The 22511-nt window shown below is 43.1% G+C and carries 22 protein-coding genes and 1 other annotated feature (1 of these 23 cut by a window edge); of the genes, 3 read left to right on the forward strand and 19 right to left on the reverse strand.

The window, feature by feature from the left end; all coding sequences use genetic code 11:
* Nucleotides 1-96 (reverse strand) — a binding site (T-box leader) (it extends 166 nt beyond the left edge of the window).
* A gap of 125 nt (nucleotides 97-221) precedes the next feature.
* On the forward strand, nucleotides 222-686 hold the full coding sequence (locus NYE35_RS18975; protein ID WP_051491574.1) for a DUF4362 domain-containing protein: 465 nt from the start codon (nucleotides 222-224) through the stop codon (nucleotides 684-686).
* Between the two features lie 61 nt (nucleotides 687-747).
* Here the strand turns inward: NYE35_RS18975 and htpG are convergent, their stop codons facing one another.
* Nucleotides 748-2628, reverse strand: coding sequence for a molecular chaperone HtpG (htpG, locus tag NYE35_RS18980; protein WP_076106327.1), 1881 nt, complete (start codon nucleotides 2626-2628; stop codon nucleotides 748-750).
* 253 nt (nucleotides 2629-2881) lie between these two features.
* Here htpG and NYE35_RS18985 point away from each other — a divergent pair, with 253 nt between their 5' ends.
* The gene (locus NYE35_RS18985; protein ID WP_081384079.1) at nucleotides 2882-3304 is read left to right on the forward strand and encodes a VOC family protein; all 423 of its coding nucleotides are present in this window, start codon (nucleotides 2882-2884) and stop codon (nucleotides 3302-3304) included.
* Here the strand turns inward: NYE35_RS18985 and NYE35_RS18990 are convergent.
* Nucleotides 3275-4150 (reverse strand): LysR family transcriptional regulator, encoded by an 876-nt coding sequence (locus tag NYE35_RS18990; protein WP_076136445.1) that lies wholly within the window; start codon nucleotides 4148-4150, stop codon nucleotides 3275-3277. The two genes, NYE35_RS18985 and NYE35_RS18990, sit on opposite strands and share 30 nt — an antisense overlap.
* Nucleotides 4151-4271: 121 nt before the next feature.
* On the opposite strand from NYE35_RS18990, the gene dapA reads away from it, so the two are divergent.
* Nucleotides 4272-5168 (forward strand): 4-hydroxy-tetrahydrodipicolinate synthase, encoded by an 897-nt coding sequence (gene dapA, locus NYE35_RS18995; RefSeq protein WP_341121896.1) that lies wholly within the window; start codon nucleotides 4272-4274, stop codon nucleotides 5166-5168.
* Nucleotides 5169-5356: 188 nt separating this feature from the next.
* Here the strand turns inward: dapA and NYE35_RS19000 are convergent, their stop codons facing one another.
* The 17 genes from NYE35_RS19000 to yfmH form a co-directional block, all read right to left on the reverse strand.
* Nucleotides 5357-6745: a DEAD/DEAH box helicase gene (locus NYE35_RS19000; protein WP_036688380.1), complete on the reverse strand. Its 1389-nt coding sequence runs from the start codon at nucleotides 6743-6745 to the stop codon at nucleotides 5357-5359.
* Nucleotides 6746-7682: 937 nt separating this feature from the next.
* A complete protein-coding gene (gene pduL, locus NYE35_RS19005) occupies nucleotides 7683-8255 on the reverse strand; it encodes a phosphate propanoyltransferase (protein ID WP_036688383.1) in 573 nt (190 codons plus the stop codon).
* Between the two features lie 138 nt (nucleotides 8256-8393).
* A complete protein-coding gene (locus tag NYE35_RS19010; RefSeq protein WP_341121897.1) occupies nucleotides 8394-9359 on the reverse strand; it encodes a dipeptidase in 966 nt (321 codons plus the stop codon).
* 121 nt (nucleotides 9360-9480) lie between these two features.
* Complete coding sequence (locus tag NYE35_RS19015) at nucleotides 9481-9741, reverse strand: stage V sporulation protein S (protein WP_019910496.1); 261 nt, start codon at nucleotides 9739-9741, stop codon at nucleotides 9481-9483.
* A gap of 199 nt (nucleotides 9742-9940) precedes the next feature.
* Nucleotides 9941-10735, reverse strand: coding sequence for a TIGR00282 family metallophosphoesterase (locus tag NYE35_RS19020; protein ID WP_076100408.1), 795 nt, complete (start codon nucleotides 10733-10735; stop codon nucleotides 9941-9943).
* A 211-nt stretch (nucleotides 10736-10946) separates the two neighbouring features.
* Entirely contained in the window at nucleotides 10947-12491 is a 1545-nt protein-coding gene (gene rny / locus NYE35_RS19025) for a ribonuclease Y (protein ID WP_370510565.1), read from the reverse strand.
* 316 nt (nucleotides 12492-12807) lie between these two features.
* The gene (locus NYE35_RS19030; protein WP_051491576.1) at nucleotides 12808-13533 is read right to left on the reverse strand and encodes a regulatory protein RecX; all 726 of its coding nucleotides are present in this window, start codon (nucleotides 13531-13533) and stop codon (nucleotides 12808-12810) included.
* Nucleotides 13534-13643: 110 nt separating this feature from the next.
* A complete protein-coding gene (gene recA, locus NYE35_RS19035) occupies nucleotides 13644-14708 on the reverse strand; it encodes a recombinase RecA (RefSeq protein ID WP_036688391.1) in 1065 nt (354 codons plus the stop codon).
* A gap of 300 nt (nucleotides 14709-15008) precedes the next feature.
* Nucleotides 15009-16295, reverse strand: a complete 1287-nt coding sequence (locus NYE35_RS19040; protein WP_341121898.1) for a competence/damage-inducible protein A — start codon at nucleotides 16293-16295, stop codon at nucleotides 15009-15011.
* 108 nt (nucleotides 16296-16403) lie between these two features.
* Nucleotides 16404-16991 carry a CDP-diacylglycerol--glycerol-3-phosphate 3-phosphatidyltransferase gene (pgsA, locus tag NYE35_RS19045; protein ID WP_036688397.1) on the reverse strand — a complete coding sequence of 196 codons (588 nt, stop codon included), beginning with the start codon at nucleotides 16989-16991 and terminating at the stop codon, nucleotides 16404-16406.
* Between the two features lie 155 nt (nucleotides 16992-17146).
* Entirely contained in the window at nucleotides 17147-17638 is a 492-nt protein-coding gene (locus NYE35_RS19050) for a YajQ family cyclic di-GMP-binding protein (RefSeq protein WP_036688400.1), read from the reverse strand.
* 210 nt (nucleotides 17639-17848) lie between these two features.
* A complete protein-coding gene (locus tag NYE35_RS19055; RefSeq protein WP_169744781.1) occupies nucleotides 17849-18010 on the reverse strand; it encodes a hypothetical protein in 162 nt (53 codons plus the stop codon).
* A gap of 79 nt (nucleotides 18011-18089) precedes the next feature.
* Nucleotides 18090-19022, reverse strand: a complete 933-nt coding sequence (locus tag NYE35_RS19060; protein WP_036688403.1) for a helix-turn-helix domain-containing protein — start codon at nucleotides 19020-19022, stop codon at nucleotides 18090-18092.
* Nucleotides 19023-19115: 93 nt separating this feature from the next.
* Nucleotides 19116-19883, reverse strand: a complete 768-nt coding sequence (locus NYE35_RS19065; RefSeq protein ID WP_036688406.1) for a DUF3388 domain-containing protein — start codon at nucleotides 19881-19883, stop codon at nucleotides 19116-19118.
* A gap of 177 nt (nucleotides 19884-20060) precedes the next feature.
* Entirely contained in the window at nucleotides 20061-20324 is a 264-nt protein-coding gene (locus NYE35_RS19070) for a DUF3243 domain-containing protein (protein WP_036688409.1), read from the reverse strand.
* A 137-nt stretch (nucleotides 20325-20461) separates the two neighbouring features.
* Nucleotides 20462-21229 carry an elongation factor P 5-aminopentanone reductase gene (ymfI, locus tag NYE35_RS19075; protein WP_036688412.1) on the reverse strand — a complete coding sequence of 256 codons (768 nt, stop codon included), beginning with the start codon at nucleotides 21227-21229 and terminating at the stop codon, nucleotides 20462-20464.
* Nucleotides 21230-22510 (reverse strand): EF-P 5-aminopentanol modification-associated protein YfmH, encoded by a 1281-nt coding sequence (gene yfmH / locus NYE35_RS19080; protein WP_038571902.1) that lies wholly within the window; start codon nucleotides 22508-22510, stop codon nucleotides 21230-21232.
* Nucleotide 22511 lies beyond the last annotated feature (1 nt).

Raw genomic sequence — 22511 nt, forward strand, 5'->3', positions numbered from 1 at the left:
GACCATATTCCCAAGGGTTTTCTTTACTCCTTTTCAGCGACCGGAGCTCTCTGTTGAAAGAATTGCCGTGGTACTCTTTCTCTTCTTTGCTTTTACATATTCAAGTTAGAGAAAATAATACTCAATTTGTTGTTTATTGTCAATGTGAAAAATCAAGCTCACTGTAACTTTTCCAGTTAATCTTCGTCTTTTATATAAATACGTTACAAGGAGGTCCCTCAGTGAAAAAGGTAAATTTGCTTACACTCTCTGTTCTTTTACTAGCAGGGGTATGGGGTTGCTCCGATAATCAAGTCAATTCTGTACCTAAAAGTGAGCCCTATACTTCCAAAGAAGCCATCAGTAGAGGGGATATTGTTTCTTGGGAAAAAGTGTACAACCTCGATAAATTCGAGCAATTTATAACGAATCTCTCCAGCAAAAAAGCAGACAATATACGCGTTACAAGTTACACAGATGAAGGCGATCCCATATTTAAGGATTTAAAATTTGACGGTAACGTGATTAATTACAGCTATGATACCTCTAATGATGCATTCGGTGGAAGCAACACAGGAGTCAGAACCGATACCTGCTCCGAAGTGACGAGTAAAAAAAGCACACAAGGTGAAATTATCTATTCGATCAGCGGTTGCACAAATAATGACTCTGAAATTGATTACTACCTTTTTCGCACAACAAAATGAAATGCTGAAATAAAAAAGACCACCCAATCATAATACAATTGGATGGTCTCGTTACTTCATATTATTTCATGATTTTGCAAATATCATTGGTGAATTGAACTGGATCACTAACCTGTAGACCTTCGATCAACAGGGCTTGGTTGTACAGCAGGTTCGTGTATAAACCGAGCTTTTCTTTGTCGTTCTCTGCTGCCGCCTTCAAGGACTGGAATACTTCGTGATGGATGTTGATTTCAAGTACCTTATCCGCTTGCACCTCTTGGCCATTCGGCATCGATTTCAGAATTTTCTCCATCTCGATCGTCAGCTCACCTTCTGCAGAGAGACATACCGGATGAGTCTTCAAACGTTTGGAAGCTTTAACATTTTTCACTTTGCCGGACAGGATGTCCTTCATCGCTTCAAAAAGCTCCTTGTTTTCGTTCTCTTCCGCTTCCGTTGGCTTGTCCGCTTCGTCGGCTTCGATCCCCAGATCTCCGCTGGATACGGATTTAAATTCTTTTTCCTTATAAGACTGAATCATCTTGATCGCAAATTCATCAATATCATCAGTGAAGTAGAGAATTTCATACCCTTTATCCGATACAAGCTCGGTTTGCGGGAGCTTTTCGATTCTGTCGATCGACTCTCCGGAAGCATAGTAGATATACTTCTGATCTTCTGGCATTCTTGAGACGTATTCGTCCAGTGTAACCAGCTTCTTCTCCTTGGAGGAGTAGAACATCAGCAAATCTTGAAGGGTGTCTTTGTGCATCCCATAATCGTTATAAACACCAAACTTAAGCTGTCTGCCAAAAGCATTATAGAACTGCTCATATTTCTCTCTTTCATCCTTCAGCAGGCTTTGCAGTTGGCTTTTCACTTTATTCTTAATATTCTTAGCGATCAAAGTCAGCTGACGGTCATGCTGGAGCATCTCTCTGGAAATGTTCAAGGAAAGATCCTCTGAGTCCACCATACCTTTTACAAAACTGAAGTAATCAGGCAGCAGATCCGCACATTTGTTCATGATCAACACACCGTTGGAATAGAGCTCAAGACCTTTTTCATATTCCTTTGTGTAATAGTCAAACGGTGTATTTTCTGGGATGAACAAAATCGCATTGTACACTACAGCACCATCAGCACTGATATGAATATGTTTAAGCGGCTTATCGAAGCCGTAACGTTTCTCTGCATAGAAGTTATCGTAATCTTCTGTAGTCAGCTCGCTTTTATTCTTGCGCCAGATTGGCACCATGCTGTTTACGGTTTGTTCTTGAACAACTTCTTCGAACTCGTTCTCCGTGCCTTCTTTTGGCTTTTGTTCCTTCACGTCCATTTTGATTGGGAAACGGATGAAGTCGGAGTATTTTTTAATGATGGATTTCAGGCGATATTCTTCCAAATATTCATCATATTGATCTTCTTCAGTATTCTCTTTAATCTTCAAAATCACATCAGTGCCGACAGAATCCTTCTCAACAGTCTCGATGGTATAGCCGTCAGCGCCCTTAGACTCCCATTTAAAGGCCTCGTCGCTGCCTAATGCCTTACTGATCACTATAACGTCATCAGCCACCATAAACGCAGCGTAGAAGCCCACCCCGAACTGTCCGATGATGTTGTGGCCATCTTTAGCTTCGTTCTCTTTCTTAAAAGCAAGAGATCCACTCTTCGCGATTGTACCTAAGTTATTCTCCAGCTCCTCTTGTGTCATCCCGATACCTGTATCGGAAATCGTCAAGGTTCTGTTCGCCTTATCGGCGGTCACTTTAATATAATAATCCTCTTTATTGAAGACCAGGCCTTCATCAGCTAAGGCTTTGTAATAGATCTTATCAATCGCATCACTTGCATTGGAAATCAGTTCACGCAGGAAAATTTCCCGTTGAGTATAAATGGAGTTAATCATCATTTCCAGCAATCTTTTCGATTCGGCTTTAAACTCTTTTTTGGCCATGAATAAATAAATCTCCTTTCAAAATAACCTTATTATTCATCATTCCGTGATTAGCACTCTTCTTAGATGAGTGCTAATTCTTCTTTTTATATAACATAAACTCATTTTCAATGTCAAATTTTTTGGCTACTTTCATATGAAAATATAACCATTTACAATTCCCTTGCAATCCTATTGATTGTATGATTTAAATAGATTAGATACATAATTTCCAAATAAAGGTTTATCCATTTCGGATTTGGGAGGTCTTTAAATGAATGAACAAGCAATGTCCGCTTTAAATTCCACAATAATAAGCCCCGTAAAGAACTTAATTGGCAGTGTATTCATTCCCGTACATGATATTGAAAAATCCCGTCGCTGGTATTGCCAAGTCCTGGGGCTTCCAGAGACAGATTGTAAGATCATGAACGGTCATTTATGCCCGCTGCCTATGCAGGGAAACACTGGAATCATACTGGATACCATGCCGTTGTGGGGCGGCTTAGAACCTGAAGGAACACCGCCCATTACAACACCAGCTTTTTTGTTACTGACCGATGATTTGCAAGCCTCTTTCAATTATGTGAAGGCTCTCGGTGTAGAGCTAGTAACTGAAATTCAAGATGAGCATTGGTTTGTTGTGAAAGATCCTGATGGGAATAAATTAATGATTTGCAAGCAACATTTGGATTAAAAATTGCAGCGGTTGTGATTTCCACTTCTTAGGGTGCATCAAAAGCTGCAGATCAAAGTGAATTTCGGGATGAATAAAGGACAGCTCCGCCAAGCTTCCTCGTTCAATTTCTTCCTCTGCCACGATTTTTGGTAACAAAGCAATTCCAAGGCCATTCATTACACAACGTTTGATGGCCTCCAGATTCGAAAGCTCAAAACCAATGCGGAATATGATCCCGTGCTCTTTTAACAAATTCTCGAACAGACTGCGGTAAATACAGCTTTCCTCCGAGACTATTAGCTCACAGTTATTCAAATCGTGTAGGGTTACCGTATCCATCTGGGCAAGCGGATGATGAATGGGGGCTATCAATACAAGCGGCTCATCTCTGACGATCGTACGCTCAAGGATGGAATCCGCAGTGGTGCGATCCAACATTAAGCCTAGATCTACTTCGCCATCTTTTATTTTGGCAAGAAGATTAGCTTCCTGCATCGTTTGCAGATGAATATCCAGCTTCGGAAATTTAGTCCTTAGCTGCTGCAGGTAAGGAGGTAAATAAAAGGCCGCTAAAGAATCTATCGTCCCAATAGTTATCGTTCCTCCGATTTGCTGGGCGATGGTTTCTTTTGAACGATCATACAAATCCAAAATCTCCACGAACAGCTTCAATAACTCTTCTCCTGGCGGGGTAAGCCGCAGCTGACGGCCATGCCTCTCTATTAAAGGTACTCCATATTCCTTCTCTATCTTCTGTATCTGCATCGTCACACTTGATTGTGCATATCCCAATTCTTCAGCAGCTCGCGTAAAGCTCTGACGTTTAGCCACCTCGCGGAAGGTTCGTAAATAGGTTAAATCCATTACCTCACCCTAACATCAATATTTTTGATGATCCATATCATTTATTATAGCTAACGACGATGCTACTTTCCATGGTAAAGTGTATGTAGAGGAATTAAAATATTTTGGAGGCCGATAATTTATGCTTACAGAACAACAGATTTATGGAGTTTATGTCCCCGTGGTCACCCCGTTCAATGCTGCTGGTGAAGTTGATTTGGATTCGTATCAGCGTTATGTAAAGAACATTATTAACAACAGCATACAAGGTCTGGTCGTTAATGGAACCACCGGAGAATCGCCCACTGTAACCGTAAATGAAATGCAGCTTCTAGTAAACACTTCCCGTGAGCTTCTACAATCCACATCAATCCCCTTAGTAGTTGGTACAGGTACCAATGATACAGCCTCTACGGTTGCACGCACGGAAATTGCTGCAAACCTTGGTGCTGATTGTGCACTAGTAGTCGTACCTTATTATAGTCGTCCTTCACAAGAGGGTATCATTGCCCATTTCCGCAAAGCAGCAGAAGTAGGCATACCTATCATGGCTTATGATATTCCAAGTCGTACAGGTACCGCCATGACGGTAGATACTGCACGTACAATCCTAGAAATGAATAATGTTGTCGGTTTAAAAGACTGCTCAGGCAGTACAAAAATGGTTACGGAGTTAGTCCGTACAGGTGCCAAACCTGTGCTTGGCGGCGATGATTCCCTCTTTTATGAAATGCTTAGCTGCGGAGCAGCTGGGGGTATGCTCGCTACTGCCAACGTTTATCCGGCAGAATGCCTTCGTATCTTTGAAGCCTTTGCATCTGGTCAAGTGGACTTCGCTAAAGAAAGCTTTGAACAACTACTGCCGATCATCCGCCTATTGTTCAAGGAATCGAATCCCGCTCCAATTAAATGGATGCTTAACCAAAACGGCCTACTATCCTCGGATACGCTTCGCCTCCCTATGACTTCCATCAGCACAGGACTTCAGCAAGAACTGAGCCCCTATGTTCAGGACAATACAATTGAAGCAACCGCATAAATGAAATAACAACAGCCGTTGTACAGTGAGGAACTGTTTAGCGGCTGTTTTTTGTTGTAAATCATCAGGACATAAAACATAAAAAACTGCACCTCCAAATGTTAGTTGTGTCTAACAATTGGGGTGCAGTTCAATTTACTCTGACGTTTTTTTATTTTGCTATAGAAACGATACGCATTCAAACTTACTTATCTGCTGCTCGTTTTTTGTCTTCCTTTTGTGAACCACTCGGACTTTGGCTTCAATGGAGGGTTAGACTTAGGTTTTGCTTTAGCTGGTTTGGATGCCGCTGATTTTGTTGCTGCCGGTTTTGTTGCCGCAGGTTTAGCAGTTGCTGGTTTGGAATTCGACGGTCTGGAAGACGATGGTCTCGAAGCTGCTGCTTTCGAACCTGACGGTTTCGCAGAACGATCTGTCTTCATTTGCGTTTTACGAGACATCGGATAAGGATGATCCTTAACTTCCGGAATCGATTTTCCAATCAATTTTTCAATATCTTTAAGGAAAGGAAGCTCTTCAGCTTCGCAAAAAGAAATTGCCGTTCCGCTCAATCCCGCTCTGCCTGTACGACCGATCCGGTGCACATAGGTTTCCGGAATGTTCGGTAGATTGAAGTTGATTACGTGAGACAGCTCATCAATATCAATTCCCCGGGCAGCTATATCCGTAGCTACGAGAACACGAGTCGCACCGCTTTTAAAATTCCGCAAGGCGTTCTGGCGATCATTTTGTGATTTATTGCCGTGTATGGCTTGAGCAGAAATGTTCACTTTAGCCAGATCGCGGGTAACACGGTCCGCACCACGTTTGGTACGAGTAAACACCAAAGCTGAGACGATGGATTTATCCTGTAACAGCAGGTTCAATTGGTTTTGCTTATTTCCGTTCTCTAATAAATAGATCGATTGATTGATTCTATCCGCAGTAGATGACACGGGTGTGATTTCTACCTTCACTGGATTCACAAGCAATGTTTTGATCAATTTAGAAATTTCAGTTGGCATCGTTGCCGAGAAAAACAGAGTTTGCTTCTTCGTAGGCATTTTGGCGATGATTCGTTTCACATCATGGATAAAGCCCATATCCAGCATCCGGTCAGCTTCATCCAGAACTAAAATTTGTACATATTGCAGATCTACACGTTTCTGATTGATCAGGTCGATAAGTCTACCAGGGGTAGCAATAAGAATATCGGCACCTTGATTCAGTGCACGTTCTTGCACTTTCTGTGACACACCGCCAACAATGGCAGCAGAGCGGATATCTGTATATTGGCTATACGCTTTTATGTTATCAGCAATTTGAATCGCTAGTTCTCTTGTCGGTGTTAAAATCAACGAGCGAATGCGTCGCACATTATTAGATTTGTTTGGGTTGGATTGTTCGCTTAACAATTGAATAATAGGCACGGAAAATGCAGCTGTTTTTCCTGTTCCCGTTTGCGCGCATCCAAGTAAATCTCTACCCGCTAATACAGCTGGAATCGACTGCTCCTGTATTGGTGTAGGTGATGTATAGTTTTCTTTGCTTAAAGCCTTCAAAATTGCAGGCACAATATTCAGTTCATTAAATGTCATTGGGTCTCCTTAATTTCTAATACATATATTCTTAACAATAAATCCTTTTGTCACGTCATAAACCATAATCATAACACAATAAGTTACATAATAATAGATTTTCTTTATCATCACACCAATTTTCATTAAAAATCCATTTCAGGATACTATTCGTTCTGCTCGTACAGAAATATTTTGCTAACCGTAAAATACTCCTCCTCAATTTATCCTGGGGCGTATCATTTGTTGATCCTGTTGATCCTGTTGATCCTGTTGATCCTGTTGATCCATCGGACTCAGACGCCCTTATTTTGAAGATTCATGGTTTTTGGCGATGCTATCGGACTCAGATGCACTTATTCACACCTTCGAAGCCCAATTCAGTACAAATATAAGGCAATAAGAGCTATGCGGTCCGATACCTTGGCAAAATAGATCAAAATGCTGAAATAGCTGCGATACAGTCCGATATGTACAAGCGGTCGGGTAAACCACGCAAACTTTACAGCACGCGGATCAGACACACAATCCTTACAGCACGCAGATCAGACACACAATCCTTACAGCACGCAGATCAGACACGCAATCCTTACAGCACGCGGATCAGACACGCAATCCTTACAGCACTCGGATCAGACACGCAATCCTTACAGCACGCGGATCAGACACGCAATCTTTACAGCACGCAGATCAGACACGCAATCCTTACAGCACGCGGATCAGACACGCAATCCTTACAGCACGCGGATCAGACACACAATCCTTACAGCACTCAGATCAGACACACAATCTTTACAGCACGCGGATCAGACACACAAACTTTACAGCACGCGGATCAGACACGCAAACTTTACAGCACGCGGATCAGACACGCAATCTTTACAGCATGCGGATCAGACACGCACAAAAAAGCGGAGGATTTCTCCCCCGCTCCTTATCTTTGCTATAACTATGATGACTATTCTACGATTTCAGCAGTATCGCCGTTGTTGGCACCTGCAGCGTTAGCTTCGTCAGTGTCAATATGCATATCCAGTTTAAAGCTGTCTGATACGCGTGCAATTACGTTCTCCAATACGAGACCACGATCGCCTCCGAGACGAACTTTAAGCAATTGCTTATCAGCAATGCCCCAAGCTTCAGCTTCAGAAGTATGGAAGTGAATGTGACGAGCGGCGATGATAACGCCTTGTTCCAATTCTACTTCGCCAGCAGGTCCTTTAAGCGTAATGCCAGGTGTTCCATCAATATTTCCAGATTCGCGAACTGGAGCTTTCACGCCAAGTGCGAAGGAGTCAGTACGGGAAATTTCTAATTGGGAAGCCGGACGAGCAGGTCCCAAAATTCTTACTTTGTCAAATTTACCTTTGCTGCCGATAACTGCTACTTGCTCATTTGCTGCAAACTGTCCTGGTTGAGAGAGGGGTTTGAACTCCGTTAGTTGATATCCTGGGCCAAACAAAGCCTCCACATGCTCTTGCGTAAGGTGAATATGTCTAGCCGACACACCTACGGGTACAGTCTTACTCATAGTAAAGTCACTCCTTGTATTTTCTCTAGTATCTGTACAAGCCATTAACCATTATACATCTTCTTAACCAAAAATAAAAAGCCCCACATCATAACGAGGGCCTTTTTTTCGACAATTCATACTTTTAGAACAGGATTGTCATGATTTAGACACCTGTGAAGGTAAGTTTGTACGCAAGTAGGAGACCGCATTCTCATATAACCAACCTTTAACGGAAGCTTCTGGATAGTAACGAAGCAGGTGCTCGGCAAGCTCAGGGTATTTTCCCGGATGTTCCATATTCTCTACCCAAGTGTCAATGCCGTCAAAGTCCGAACCAAACATCATATGTTTCTCCCCACCCAGACTACATACATGATCAATATGCTTAAACAAATCATCTATACGAGCTTTTCCATCATCACATACAAACCACGGATAAAAGGTCAGGCCCATTCTTCCGTCCATTGCAATTAATGCTTTAATCTGTTCATCATTTAAATTTCTAACATGCCCGCAGATCTTTGCGGCGTTCGAATGGGAAGCTATAAACGGACGTGTGCTTAAGTCGGCTAGCTCCCAAAAACCTGCTTGAGACAAATGTGACACATCAAGCAACATTCCACTGTCGTTGCACCATTCGATCAGCTTTCGCCCTTTTTCCGTAAATCCGCCGTTGCGCTGCTCCAATACTCCGTCCGCTGCCCAATTGGCATAATTCCAAGTGATCCCCAAAAACCGCACGCCAAGCTCAAAGCAGAGCTGTGCATAAAATAGGTTCCCTTCTAGACCGTCTACACCCTCCAGAGAGAGCATTCCCCATGGAGGTGCTCCAGCTGCTCGTTTACCTACCTCCTCCTTCCAACGCAGCCACTGAAGGCTCTCTGCGCCTAATATTTTTTGCCGGAACAAATCAATTTGTCCTAAAACATTCTCAAAGCTAGGTCTACCTCTACTTGCCGAAAGGTATATCGCAAAAATCTGCAATTCTACACCGCCCGCTACCAACCGCTCTCCGGTAACATCCAACCGGGGATCATTCTTAAAATCCATATCCGGTGATGCTTGCATTTTACACAGCACATCACAATGAAAATCCGCAACCTGTAGCTTATCGGTTCTCATCCCAAGCCCTCGCTTTCATGCAGCCCTATTCCAGATTCTATGCTTAAAAACGCCAGACTATATACCAAAAGCAAAAAACCTGTTTACATAAGTAAACAGGTTCATCCGTTCTATGCTTCTATTATCTGGGTTCTACAATCAATTTAATCGCGGTTCGATCCTCTCCATCAATCACAATGTCTGTAAATGCCGGAATGCAGATCAAATCTACTCCGCTTGGTGCAACAAATCCCCGGGCAATGGCAACTGCTTTGACTGCTTGATTCAGTGCTCCAGCTCCAATAGCTTGTAATTCGGCCGATCCACGTTCACGAAGAACACCTGCTAAAGCGCCGGCGACGGAATTTGGATTGGATTTAGCTGATACTTTTAATACATCCATAGTAAGTACCTCCCCTGGGAAAATAATGGTGTTCTTCCACTACTTTAGATGTTATTCGCGAGAGAAGAAATAATTCCTTCTTTTTGCGGACTACTCTGGAGAAAATGGTACAATAGATACTCTTTTTCGATATAATAAATATCACACTTTACCCTTATTCGGCGAAATTACCCAGAAAATCACTTATCTTATCCTACTACTAGCTCATTACCCATTCATCTTCACGTAGCCGTATTTTCTCCAGACGGGTAGCCGCGCCAGTATTCTCGTCTAATTCTGCAAATAAACCGTGAAGCTGCCATTTGCCTTCATCAACAACAAATCGTGCTGGAAGCTGTGTAGTGAACTTATAAAGTACTGCATCTCTTTCCATACCCAGAATCCCTTCGCTTGAACCAACCATACCCGCATCGGTCAAGTAAGCCGTTCCACCTGGCAAAATCACATCATCATTCGTCTGCACGTGAGTGTGGGTCCCAACTACAATTGATGCGCGACCATCCATGAAATAGCCCATGGCGATTTTTTCAGAGGTAACCTCTGCATGGAAATCAACGAGAATGCATTTATGATCTCTACGTAGCTCTTCCACAATTTCTTCACCCACACGGAAAGGGCAATCAATCGCAGGCAAAAATGTACGGCCTTGCAGGTTAACTATAGCCAGCTCTTTCCCGTTACCTTTAACAACCGTATATCCTCTTCCTGGTGTTCCTGGAGGAAAATTAGCAGGACGGATAATCCGGGCCTCATCGTCGATAAACTCGAAGATATCCTTGTTGTCCCATGTGTGATTACCCATGGTGATTCCGTGAACGCCCCAGTTAAAAAATTCATTTGCGATCGCTTTAGTAATCCCTCTACCGGCAGCAGAATTTTCACCGTTAACTATGATTATATGTGGTTGATATTTGCTTTTTAATGAGGGCAACATCTCCCGAAGTGCCTTCCTACCTACACTACCTACGATATCTCCAATGAATAGTACTTTAATGTTTCTCTCCTCCTAATCTTAACCTCTTCATCTAACGGATAAGTCTTCATATTTAAAAGAAAAAAGGCCCCGCTTAGGGGCCAATTTTCATCAAATATAAGAAAGTATAAGTTATATCTTATCCTTTAACCTTATATTCCTAGCAGAAACATGTACCAGGAAACGATCATAAATATCGTTATTTCCGAAGCGTATGTTATCTACTTATTGCCTATTTAGCGTATTCAACAGCCCGTGTCTCACGAATAACGGTAACCTTGATATGTCCTGGATAATCCAGTTCACTTTCAATCATCTTCGTAATATCGCGAGCAAGACGGAATGCCTCTGCATCGTCAATCTTCTCTGGCTGTACCATCACGCGCACCTCACGGCCCGCTTGAATAGCAAATGATTTCTCAACGCCTTCGAATGACTCTGAGATTTCTTCCAGTTTCTCTAGACGTTTAATATACGTTTCCAGTGTTTCACGGCGAGCACCAGGTCTAGCAGCCGACAATGCGTCAGCGGCGCCAACCAACATAGCAATAACCGAGGTAGCTTCGCAGTCTCCATGATGAGATGCGATACTGTTGATAACAACCGGATGTTCCTTATATTTCTTCGCTAGTTCAACGCCGATCTCAACGTGCGAACCTTCCACTTCATGATCCAGCGCTTTGCCGATATCATGAAGTAATCCTGCACGTTTTGCAAGCACGATGTCTTCCCCAAGCTCACCGGCCATCAGTCCTGTTAAATAAGCAACCTCCATGGAGTGCTTCAATACATTTTGACCATAGCTTGTACGGAATTTCAGACGCCCCAGAATCTTGATCAAATCTGGATGCAAACCGTGAACGCCCACTTCGAAAGTAGCTTGCTCACCATATTCCCGAATCCGTTCGTCCACTTCTTTGCGGGATTTCTCCACCATCTCTTCAATACGAGCGGGGTGAATACGTCCATCAGCCACCAATTTCTCAAGTGCCGTACGGGCCACTTCACGGCGGATTGGATCAAATCCCGACAAAATAACTGCTTCCGGCGTATCATCAATAATGAGGTCGATACCTGTAAGAGTTTCCAACGCACGAATATTACGGCCTTCACGACCGATAATCCGACCCTTCATCTCTTCATTCGGCAACGTAACAACTGAAACCGTTGTTTCCGCCACGTGATCAGCTGCACAGCGTTGGATAGCGAGTGTAATGATTTCACGGGATTTCTTATCCGCTTCTTCTTTCGCCTGCTGTTCAATTTCTTTGATCATTTGTGCCGTTTCATGGCGAACTTCTTGCTCAACATTGCTAAGAATGATACTTCTTGCATCTTCGATGCTTAAATTGGAGATACGTTCCAATTCAGTGACTTGGTTTTTGTAAATAACATCAATTTGCTGTTGGGTTTCATCAATTCGTTTCTCTTTGTTAGCTACTTGTTCTTCTTTTCTTTCAAGCGATTCCATTTTTTTATCCAGAGATTCTTCCTTTTGCAGCAAACGTCTCTCTTGCCGTTGGATTTCATTCCGACGTTCACGAGTTTCTTTCTCAGCTTCAGTACGGATTCTATGGACTTCGTCCTTAGCTTCCAATACTGTTTCTTTCTTCAGCGCCTCAGCGTCCTTCTTCGCATTCTCAACGATGACAACGGCTTCTCTTTCTGCGCTTTGGATTTTAGCTTCTGCAAGGGATTTACGAATAAAATAACCGAACCCAAAGAATATTGCAGCTACAACGAGAACGATAATGACCCAGATCCATGATTCCAGCATCTGTTCACCTCCTCGTTGGTTCCTCTCCAAGGTATATCCCTGGGAATTGTGCAGTTGTTTAACTATCCGTTCATCACCATACAAAAAACCGGTAAACAACCGATTGCCATACTGCACATGCTGCACATGCACACTGCCCGCCTTATCCGGCGATTACATTTCATATGAGTTGTACGTGAACCGTTTAAAACAGTCTCCTTTTTGGGAAGGAAAAAGGATTCTAATTTTATGCCGATTCATGTTATATTTTATTATTTATAAAAAGACATTGTCAAGAGAGTCGATATACGCATTAATGTCAAGAGAATCAGTGATTCTAGTAAAACTCCTCATCTTCACCTTCATAATTGTCTTCCGCAAGTAAAGTATTGATCACTTGGCGAACCATATCGCCCGAGAATCCACGGCGCATAAGGAAGGCTCCAGTCTTTCTTCGCTTATCTGAAGCGTCTCCACGGATGAGATTCCATTTCTTGCGCCCTGTTTCGAGTGCACTCTCCAGCTCTTGTTCAGGAGTAATATTCTCCAAAGCTTCCGATATAAGGGTTTTGTCAATCCCCTTCTCACGTAGCTCTTGTCGAATCCACATCTTCCCTTTCCGCTGGTTCGCTATTCGTTGCTCCGCCCATTGCTTAGCATATAAAGGGTCATCAAGAAATCTTTCCTGCTGCAGCCGCTGCACCACTTCCGCAATAATAGTCTCTCCTATTTCCTTCTGGCGTAAACGGCGAGTCATTTCCATAGCGGTGCGTGGTTTACGTTCAAGATAACGGAGGCCTTCCACATAAGCTCGTTGACGCTCATCAGCTACAACAATTTCTTCCAAATCAGCCTTCATAAAAGAATTACCAGTAATCATTCGATATTTAATCATGACGTCCTCGTGCACAGTCATGTTATATGCTCCGAAATGTATGATATAACGGTGGTCAGATTTCTTTTGACGTTCTACTTTAGTGATCTCTAAGAGTTCTCCTTCAGGAAAATCAGATAACACCTGCTCATCTTGTTCTTCTGCTTCAAAATCCAGTTGTATTACCATAGTTGTTTGTCACCTCATAGCAATAGATCAGTTATCGTCTTACTTTCAATACTTGTTAAGAAAAGACACCCTGCAACAATCAATCACAGGGCGTCCTATTGTTTAATATACTATTCGATTTCGAGGAGCAATTTTTCTTCTTCCTCTTGCTCTGCAACAATCTCATCATTATTCGGCGCAGCAACAATAGTGGATAAATTACTTGCTTCACGGATCTTATTCTCAATAATAAGGGCAATATCCTGATGTTCCTTCAAAAACTGCTTAGCATTCTCACGACCTTGGCCGAGACGCTCGCCTTCGTAGGAATACCATGCACCACTCTTATTCACGATATCCATTTCAGTACCGATATCTACAAGACTTCCCTCTTTGGAAATCCCTTCACCATACATGATATCAACATCAGCCTGTTTAAATGGAGGGGCTACTTTATTCTTCACAATCTTGATCTTAGTACGGTTACCAACCACATCGTTCCCCATCTTGATGCTCTCTACGCGACGTACATCTAAACGTACAGAGGAGTAGAATTTCAATGCACGACCACCCGGAGTTGTCTCAGGGTTACCGAACATAACACCGATCTTCTCACGAAGCTGGTTGATAAAGATAGCAATCGTATTCGATTTGCTAATGGCACCAGAAAGCTTACGAAGTGCTTGAGACATCAAACGAGCTTGCAGTCCGACGTGGGAATCACCCATATCGCCTTCAATTTCAGCCTTAGGTACCAAAGCAGCAACGGAGTCAACGACAATAATGTCAACGGCTCCACTACGAACAAGTGCTTCGGCGATTTCCAGCGCTTGTTCACCCGTATCTGGCTGAGAAAGCAGCAATTCATCGATGTTTACGCCCAAGTTACGTGCATATTTCGGATCAAGCGCATGCTCGGCATCGATAAAAGCAGCTTGTCCGCCTTGTCTTTGCACTTCTGCAATAGCATGAAGAGCAACTGTTGTTTTACCTGAAGATTCCGGTCCGTATACTTCAATAATACGTCCCTTTGGAAGTCCGCCTATACCTAACGCAATATCAAGTGCCAAAGATCCGCTAGGTACAACTTCCACTTGCATATGCGTGGATTCTCCCAGTTTCATTACCGAACCTTTACCAAATTGTTTTTCTATTTGACGAAGCGCCATATCAAGCGCTGCACGACGATCTGACAATCAGACCACTTCCTTCACTGTTTATAGTAATATAATAACGTGTTTTTAAGGTCTTGCCAAGCTTTTTTTCGAACATACATTCGTTTTTTTTGTCTTGGGCGTTATTTATCCCTTTTATTGTAAGCCTCCCTCCGGAGATAGAAGTTAATTAAATTCTCCACTTCACCGGACATCAACGACTTATGATCATGAGAAAGCATCGTGATCAAAATCTCTGCAAATATACAAAAAACCGCAGCAAAGAAATCTCAGTGCCACGGTTCTTCCGTATGTGTTTATTATAACTGGGCTAATCTCCCATTACAAGTCTGAACCCTCAAGAGGTGTCTCCACCTTGCGTTCCTCAAGTCTCCGCCAGAGACGATACAGCAAAGCCTTAACTGTTCGTAAGCGGATATTTTCCCGCGTACCTTTAAGATTAAGCTCATAAACCTCTGTCTTACGTCCCCGTTCAGCCAAGCCGATAAATACAAGTCCAACAGGCTTTCGTTCAGAATAACCCGGTCCAGCTACACCTGTAACAGATAAGCCGAAATCGCTGTCTGCAATCATTCTCACTTGGTCAGCCAACACCTCGGCAACTTCTCGGCTTACGGCTCCAGGGGCATTGTGTCCCTCCAAATAAGCACTTGGCACATTCAGCAGCTTTTTCTTTAAGTCATTTGAATAGCAGACGATTCCGCCGGCAAACATCGAAGCACTGCCTGGAATATTTGTTATACTCTCCATCAGCAAACCTCCGGTGCAGCTCTCTGCCGCACTTAAGGTCAGGCCGGCATCCGCCATCCAATCCACTATCAATTGCTCTAGCGGCACATCAATGTTCGCATACAAATGTTCCGGCAAAATCTCCTTGATTTGTTGTTCCAGTATCTCCAGCTTTTTTGTAGCTTCATGCTCAGAAGGGGCCTTTGTCGAAATACGAACAGTTACCTCTCCCTCTTTGGCATACGGAGCAATCGTTGGATCAGTCTGACTGCGAATCAGCTCAATGAGCTTGTCCTCCAGCAGTGATTCTCCGATGCCGGCAAATTTGAGCATTTTTGAATAAAGCGGTGTTTCGTTCGTCAAGGCGTGCTGCTGTAGCCACGGTACTGCTTTATCTACGAACATCGGTTTCATCTCACGAGGTGGACCTGGAAGCACAATATAATATTTCTTCTCATGCTCAAAAGCAATCCCAACCGCAAGACCGATTTCATTCGGCAACGGTGTAGTTCCTTCAATTATAAGTGCCTGTTTGCGGTTATTTTCGGTCATAACGATCTTACGATCATCAAAGAAACGTTGTACATGATCCATCGCCAAACGATCAATGTGGAGCGTTCTACCTAGCGATGCAGCCAGTGCGTCTTTAGTCAGATCATCCTCAGTGGGGCCAATTCCGCCTGTAAAGATAATAACGTCGGCCCGACTCTGAGCGATCTCGATGGCTTGCTGCAGGCGGCTGCTGTTATCACCGACAACAGTTTGAAAGTATACATCGATCCCGATGGCAGCTAGCTCTATAGACAAAAACTGGGCATTACTATTCACGATTTGACCGAGCAAAAGCTCTGTCCCTACTGCAATAATCTCCGCTTTCATACCTGGCTTTCGCCTCCTAGTTATAATGTAGGTACACTGCTTTTAGATTTCAAAAAAGGTAATAGGTGCTTCACCTATTACCTTTCCTTGTATGTCCAGCTTACATTCTTACGCATTATGCAGCTGTAGCAGATCCTTATTCTTCACAAAATAATCAATTCCAGAATAAATAGTGATCAGCGCTGCGGCCCAAATAGCAATATCGTCTACAGGAATACTGACAAATTGAAATGGGAAATTATTCAACAACAGCAGTGAGATCGCAACAATTTGTACAACCGTCTTTATCTTGCCCCATTTGCTGGCGGCAACCACTTTTCCCTCTAGCAATGCAATCTGGCGAAGTCCGGTGACTGCAAACTCACGACTGATGATTACAATAGCAATCCATGAATCGCATCTGCCCAGCTCCACAAGTGAAATCAGAACTGCAGATACCAGCAGTTTGTCCGCAAGTGGATCAAGGAGTTTACCGAGATTGGTGACCATATTATATTTCCTAGCAATGTAGCCGTCTATTCCATCCGTGCTGGCCGCAAGCAAAAAGATTACAGCTGCTACCAAATGATTAACAGATAGCTGAAACGAGCCCCAATGTATCGGTTCTGGATAAAAACTGAAATCCACCAGTAAAAAAAACATCATAATCGGGATCAGGCAAATACGAGCTAGCGTGATGCGGTTGGGCAAATTCACTGAAGTTTTCCTCCCCTAAATCGTTCATACAAATTGCCTAAATCAGGCTAATCCATTTCTACTTAAGCAAGTATATTATAGCAATAAATAGGTGTCAAAAAAACAGAAAGCACCCCGCGTTGTTAGTGCTAATAAGCACTGCGGGGCACAAAATTCTATTTCATGTTCATGAATTGTAGATCCAGCGGCAAATCAGCTTTACGCAAAATCTGAATAATCTGCTGCAAATCATCGCGGCTCTTGCCGGTTACACGAATTTGATCCCCTTGGATCTGGCTCTTCACCTTTAATTTTGAATCACGGATCAGAATATTAATCTTTTTCGCATTCTCCTGATCAATGCCTTGCTTAAGCCCTAAACGTTGACGTACAGATCCCAGGGAAGCCGGTTCTACTTTACCAAAGTCCAGATTCTTTAGGGTGATGCCTCTTTTCACCATCTTTGATTGTAAAATATCAATAACAGCGTTTAGCTTATATTCGTCTTCAGAGGCGATTATAAGTGCGTCTTTCTCCATCTTCAGACTGCTTTTGCTGTTCTTAAAATCAAAGCGGTTGTCGATCTCTTTCTCTGTTTGGTGAATAGCATTCGTTAACTCCTGCATATCCATTTTGGATACAATATCAAATGAACATTCTGAACTCATTAAACTCCACGTCCTTTATACAATTAGTCTGCTACTATTATAAGAGAATGGTACTATTAAGTCTAATTTTGGATAAATCATTATGTAGCTCACCCGACATAGAAAACAGCCCCACTAAGTGGAGCTTTTCCTTCGAGTGAGTTTGGTTCAAAGGGTAGAAACACGTCTCCACCGGAAGTACGCCGTTGGAGACGTTCATTTCTACAGCTTCTATCTGCTTCGGACCGGATTACGAAACATATCCAGAATTCCTAGCACAATATGTGCAATACCGAATCCGAGAATTCCGTATCCCCAAGCACCTGGTGTCAAATAGTATCCGATGAGACTGACAACAACCCCAAGGCCAGCTACAATCCAGCTAACTGTCATAAGATGTACACCTCACTTTGGCTAAAACTGAAAACAGTCTTATGTTCTCCCTAAAGCCAAAGTCTATACATCCTATTTGTTATTCGCCTGTCCCTTCACTTTGGGTACCTTCACTTCCAGAACCGTCGTCAAGATTAAGCAGGAGACGTGAAGAAGTCTTCTCATCCGTGATTACTTGACCATTTACGGTAATCTCAGTTGCTGGGGAATACCCAGACTTAATATACATGCCCTCACTACCAAGAACGAAGCTCATAGTTTCTCCTGCAGCTGTATTTCCGAAGGAGAGTTTTTCACCTTTAGAGTTCTCGCCTTTGTAAACTTCAAGCCAGCTTACTCCGGATGCAACAATCTCAACCTTAACTTCGCTTCCGGCAGGAGCTGTGACCTTAAATTTCGTTGTTTTGCCTGACTTCCCATCTGGTGTAACCGTGATAGATTGAGGAGTCGGCGTTGGTGTCGGTGTTGGCGTAGGCTCCGTAGTTGGCTCTGTAGTTGCTTCAGCACCTGCCGAGGAAGTAGGCGCTACAACACCGCCTCCTGATGCGGGTGGAGAAGTTTGTGCTGTATTAGGATCCTGCACATTATTGGTGATATTTGTTTGATCAACTTGATCAGGGTCTGCTTTGTTTAAACTAGAAGCATAAATGTAAATCACTACAATAATCAATATAGGGAATGTCCACATTAGCACCGTTGGCAGCCATTTTGCATTCCGTTCGGTTTCGGGTCTACGGCTGCGCTTTTGAATCACCGTCTCCATGGTCGTGTCTGCGGGTGGTGCAGGTACGTTCCCATGCTCCTCGAGCAGTTCGTCAGGACTCATGCCTACTGCTTCTGCATACGTTTTGATAAACGCCCTCACATAAAAACTTCCTGGAAGCACCTTGTAGTCTCCAGACTCGATGGCTTCCAAATACTTTTTGCGAATTTTTGTTACTTCCTGGACATCGTCAAGACTCATCCCTTTTTGCAGACGTGCCTCTTTCAATTGCCGGCCCAGTTCCGACATACCATCACCTCCTGTAAGTTCTATGAATGTAAACTTCCTTAACCAGCTTTATAAATAAACATGCTCGGAAGTGTATTCTTCATTGTTTGTGTTCTATAAATCATCACTGTAGCTCGTCGTAAACGACTCGTACAAGATTTCTTCAGTTGGATTATTCCGCAGCTCAATAATAATATCAAAGTCATCATAACTGTACTCAGATTCGCGTACGAAAATATCTGGATGCTCTATAACCTTTGTGCTTGGCATGCTCATAACATTTTGTAATAAATTATAATGTTTCTCATTAGAGCGGATCGTACTAACTATACCATCAATAATAAATACATTATGTGGGTTCATCTCATCTTCAGCCAATTGACTCCGCACCGTCTGCCGCAACAGTGTGGACGAGACAAATGTCCAGCGTTTCATAGCACAGACACTGCCAGCTATAATGGATTCCGTCTTTCCTACACGGGGCATACCACGCAGTCCTATAACCTGATTCCCATCTTTTTTAAACAGCTCACCGAGAAAATCAACCAATAGACCTAACTCATCACGGGTGAAACGAAACGTCTTCCGATCATCTGAATCCCGTTCAATATATCGCCCATGGCGCACAGCCAGCTTGTCCACGAGCCTAGGAGACCGCAGAGCTGAAACTGTAATATTATCAACTTTTTTGAGCATTTCGCCCATCAGCATAATTTTCTCATCATCATTGGTCTCCAGCAACATTCCGCGAGTTTTTCCTTCAACTCCATTAATCGTCAGAATGTTAACTTCCAGCATCCCTAACATTGAAGCGATATCACCAAGCAGACCGGGTCTGTTCTTGTGAATCTTGTATTCCATATACCACTGTTTATATTCCACTTGTACACCTCATAGATTCCTTTTCCCTACCCTTTGCCAATACAGCAAAAAAAGCTGCCCCGGCAAAGCGGTCTTTTACACGGGTCATGTTAATGATATATAAAATAAAAATGAAAGGCAAGGTCAGTCCTGTAATAATTGCAGAAAAGCTCCCACAGGGGGAGCTTTTCCGCAAGCTTAGGCGTTGTCTTTCGCCAACTTGACCATGAGTTTAGCAATCGTTTGCTTTTCTTCATCGTTGCCGACATCCCATAGCTCTTTGATCGCACGGTTTTGAGTGTTTGCTGGATCCACTTTTTCATCAAGGAATTCCCCGATTTCAAAAGCCAGCTTTGAGATTGTGTCTTGACTCATCCCAAGTTTCTCCGCCTGTACAACCCGTTTACCTAGGAATTTCTTCCAGGTGTCAAAATTTTTGATTACGCTATCGTCTTGTGTCATCTTAAATCCTCCTTCATGTTTACGGTCGAACACCTGCATACAGGCTGTAAGCCGCCTTACGAGAGATTAAAAAACAACACTTATAATATGTCTCAGACGATAGCTTCTTATGCTGGAGCTTTTCTCCAAGTTAAGCATTACGTAATCCAGCCACCGTTAGGGCTAATGATCTGCCCAGTAATATACCCGGATTCTGGCAGTGCCAAAAAGTAAATCAATGAAGAGATTTCGTTCGGAGTAGCCAAACGTCCCGCCGGAATCTCATCCTCCAGCATCCGGACTTCATCCTCCTGTAGGTTAGACAACATATTCGTATTAACCGCTCCTGGAGCTACCGCGTTCACAGTTACGCCAGAAGGTGCTAATTCTTTGGCTAACGCCTTAGTAAAAGCATTTACTCCGCCTTTACTGGCTGAATAAGCGACCTCACAAGAGGCTCCCGATATTCCCCACACGGAAGAAACGTTGATGATTCGGCCATAACGCTGGGATACCATGTACGGCATAAAAATCTGGCTGCACATAAAGGTACCTTTCAAGTTAATGGCCATAATATCGTCCCATTCCTCTTCACTCACATCAGCCAGCATCCCGTAATGAGATTTACCGGCATTGTTAACAAGAATATCTGGCTGCATTCCATTACTTTCAAGCTTCTCCGCCATTCGTACAATCTGACTGCGATCCTTCATATCCGCATTTACAGTCATTACCTTTGCTCCAAGGGCCATACAACGCCGAGCGACATCATTAGCAGCTTCATGTGAGTGCTTGTAGTGAATAACAATATTCATGCCTACAGAGGCAAACCGTTCAGCAATGGCGCCACCGATTCCCCCGCTGCCCCCTGTCACCAGAACTGTCATTTCTCCTAAAGGTTTGTTGCTCTCTCCCAAAAGCGCCATTTAAGGACTCACCACTAGTGAAACAGCGAGCTGCTCCCAATTTACATGGGCATGTAAACGCTCATTCACTTCAGCTAAAGTAATCGATTCGTAAATAGGCAGAACTTCAAACAGGTCACCACCGCGGAATTGGTAACGTGTAAATTCATGTGCGATACTTTCAGGGGAGTTCAGCATGCGCAAATATCCGCCTATTTTCTTTTTCCGTGCCCGCTCGAAATCCTTCTCAGCAAAGCCAGACTTTAAGATCTGATCTACTTCTTCTTTTATTCGTTTTAGAAGCAAATCAGGGTCCTTGGTATCTCCACCCATAGCTGAAAAAGCATATTGTTCTGAACTATTAAATTCATGACCAAAGCTGTCAGAGATCAGTTCTTCATCATAGAGCTTTTGGTACAACGCTGTGCTGCTGCCAACCAGCAAATCAAGCATAAGCTTAGTGGCCAGATCACGCTTAAGCGCAGCTTCACCTGTAAGACCATCAACTTTTTCCTTAAATCCAAACATAATCTTAGGCATCGAAACGGCGAGTTTACTTTCCAAGCGCTTCGTAGCGACTTGTTCCGGCTCCTCTTCAAAAATACGCTTAATCTCACCTTGTTTACCATAAGATTTACCCTGCTGATTGCTGCGAATCAAGGAGAATACCTTCTCCGGATCCACACCACCTACTACGAACAACAGCATATTGCTGGGATGATAAAAAGAGTTGTAACAAGTGTACAGTGTTTCTTTCGTAATCGTACTAATTGATTCTATAGTTCCGGCAATATCAATCCGAACCGGATGTTTCGAATACATCGCCTCAATAAGGCCAAAGTACACACGCCAGTCTGGATTATCTGCATACATATTGATTTCTTGACCAATGATCCCTTTTTCCTTTTCTACATTCTCATCCGTAAAATAAGGTCGTTGCACAAAATCAACGAGTGTACTAAGGTTGGTTTCTATGTTCTCTGTTGCCGAGAAAAGATAAACCGTCTGATCGAAACTTGTAAAAGCGTTAGCTGAAGCTCCATTTGAGGCAAAAGTGGCAAAAATATCGCCTTCTGGCTCTTCAAACATTTTGTGCTCCAAAAAGTGAGCTATACCATCAGGAACAGTGGTCTCTTCTCCACCTGCGACATGAAAATGGTTATCTACAGAACCGTATTTAGTTGCAAATGTGGCGTAAGTTTTTTTGAATGTTGGTTTTGGCAATACATAAACCTGAAGCCCATTATCCATCACCTCATGATAAAGGGTCTCTTGAAGTCTGTCGTATTGAATCTGTTCCATC

This window comes from Paenibacillus sp. FSL L8-0494, from assembly GCF_038003695.1.
In the GTDB taxonomy this organism is placed as follows: domain Bacteria; phylum Bacillota; class Bacilli; order Paenibacillales; family Paenibacillaceae; genus Paenibacillus_AQ; species Paenibacillus_AQ odorifer.

Bases quoted from the DNA above. Each gene is read 5' to 3' on its own strand.
- htpG (WP_076106327.1), bottom strand. From the start codon at position 2,628: ATGGCCAAAAAAGAGTTTAAAGCCGAATCGAAAAGATTGCTGGAAATG.
- NYE35_RS18985 (WP_081384079.1), top strand. From the start codon at position 2,882: ATGAATGAACAAGCAATGTCCGCTTTAAATTCCACAATAATAAGCCCC.
- NYE35_RS18990 (WP_076136445.1), bottom strand. From the start codon at position 4,150: ATGGATTTAACCTATTTACGAACCTTCCGCGAGGTGGCTAAACGTCAG.
- dapA (WP_341121896.1), top strand. From the start codon at position 4,272: ATGCTTACAGAACAACAGATTTATGGAGTTTATGTCCCCGTGGTCACC.
- NYE35_RS19000 (WP_036688380.1), bottom strand. From the start codon at position 6,745: ATGACATTTAATGAACTGAATATTGTGCCTGCAATTTTGAAGGCTTTA.
- pduL (WP_036688383.1), bottom strand. From the start codon at position 8,255: ATGAGTAAGACTGTACCCGTAGGTGTGTCGGCTAGACATATTCACCTT.
- NYE35_RS19010 (WP_341121897.1), bottom strand. From the start codon at position 9,359: ATGAGAACCGATAAGCTACAGGTTGCGGATTTTCATTGTGATGTGCTG.
- NYE35_RS19015 (WP_019910496.1), bottom strand. From the start codon at position 9,741: ATGGATGTATTAAAAGTATCAGCTAAATCCAATCCAAATTCCGTCGCC.
- rny (WP_370510565.1), bottom strand. From the start codon at position 12,491: ATGCTGGAATCATGGATCTGGGTCATTATCGTTCTCGTTGTAGCTGCA.
- NYE35_RS19030 (WP_051491576.1), bottom strand. From the start codon at position 13,533: ATGGTAATACAACTGGATTTTGAAGCAGAAGAACAAGATGAGCAGGTG.
- NYE35_RS19040 (WP_341121898.1), bottom strand. From the start codon at position 16,295: ATGAAAGCGGAGATTATTGCAGTAGGGACAGAGCTTTTGCTCGGTCAA.
- NYE35_RS19050 (WP_036688400.1), bottom strand. From the start codon at position 17,638: ATGAGTTCAGAATGTTCATTTGATATTGTATCCAAAATGGATATGCAG.
- NYE35_RS19055 (WP_169744781.1), bottom strand. From the start codon at position 18,010: ATGACAGTTAGCTGGATTGTAGCTGGCCTTGGGGTTGTTGTCAGTCTC.
- NYE35_RS19060 (WP_036688403.1), bottom strand. From the start codon at position 19,022: ATGTCGGAACTGGGCCGGCAATTGAAAGAGGCACGTCTGCAAAAAGGG.
- NYE35_RS19070 (WP_036688409.1), bottom strand. From the start codon at position 20,324: ATGACACAAGACGATAGCGTAATCAAAAATTTTGACACCTGGAAGAAA.
- ymfI (WP_036688412.1), bottom strand. From the start codon at position 21,229: ATGGCGCTTTTGGGAGAGAGCAACAAACCTTTAGGAGAAATGACAGTT.
- yfmH (WP_038571902.1), bottom strand. From the start codon at position 22,510: ATGGAACAGATTCAATACGACAGACTTCAAGAGACCCTTTATCATGAG.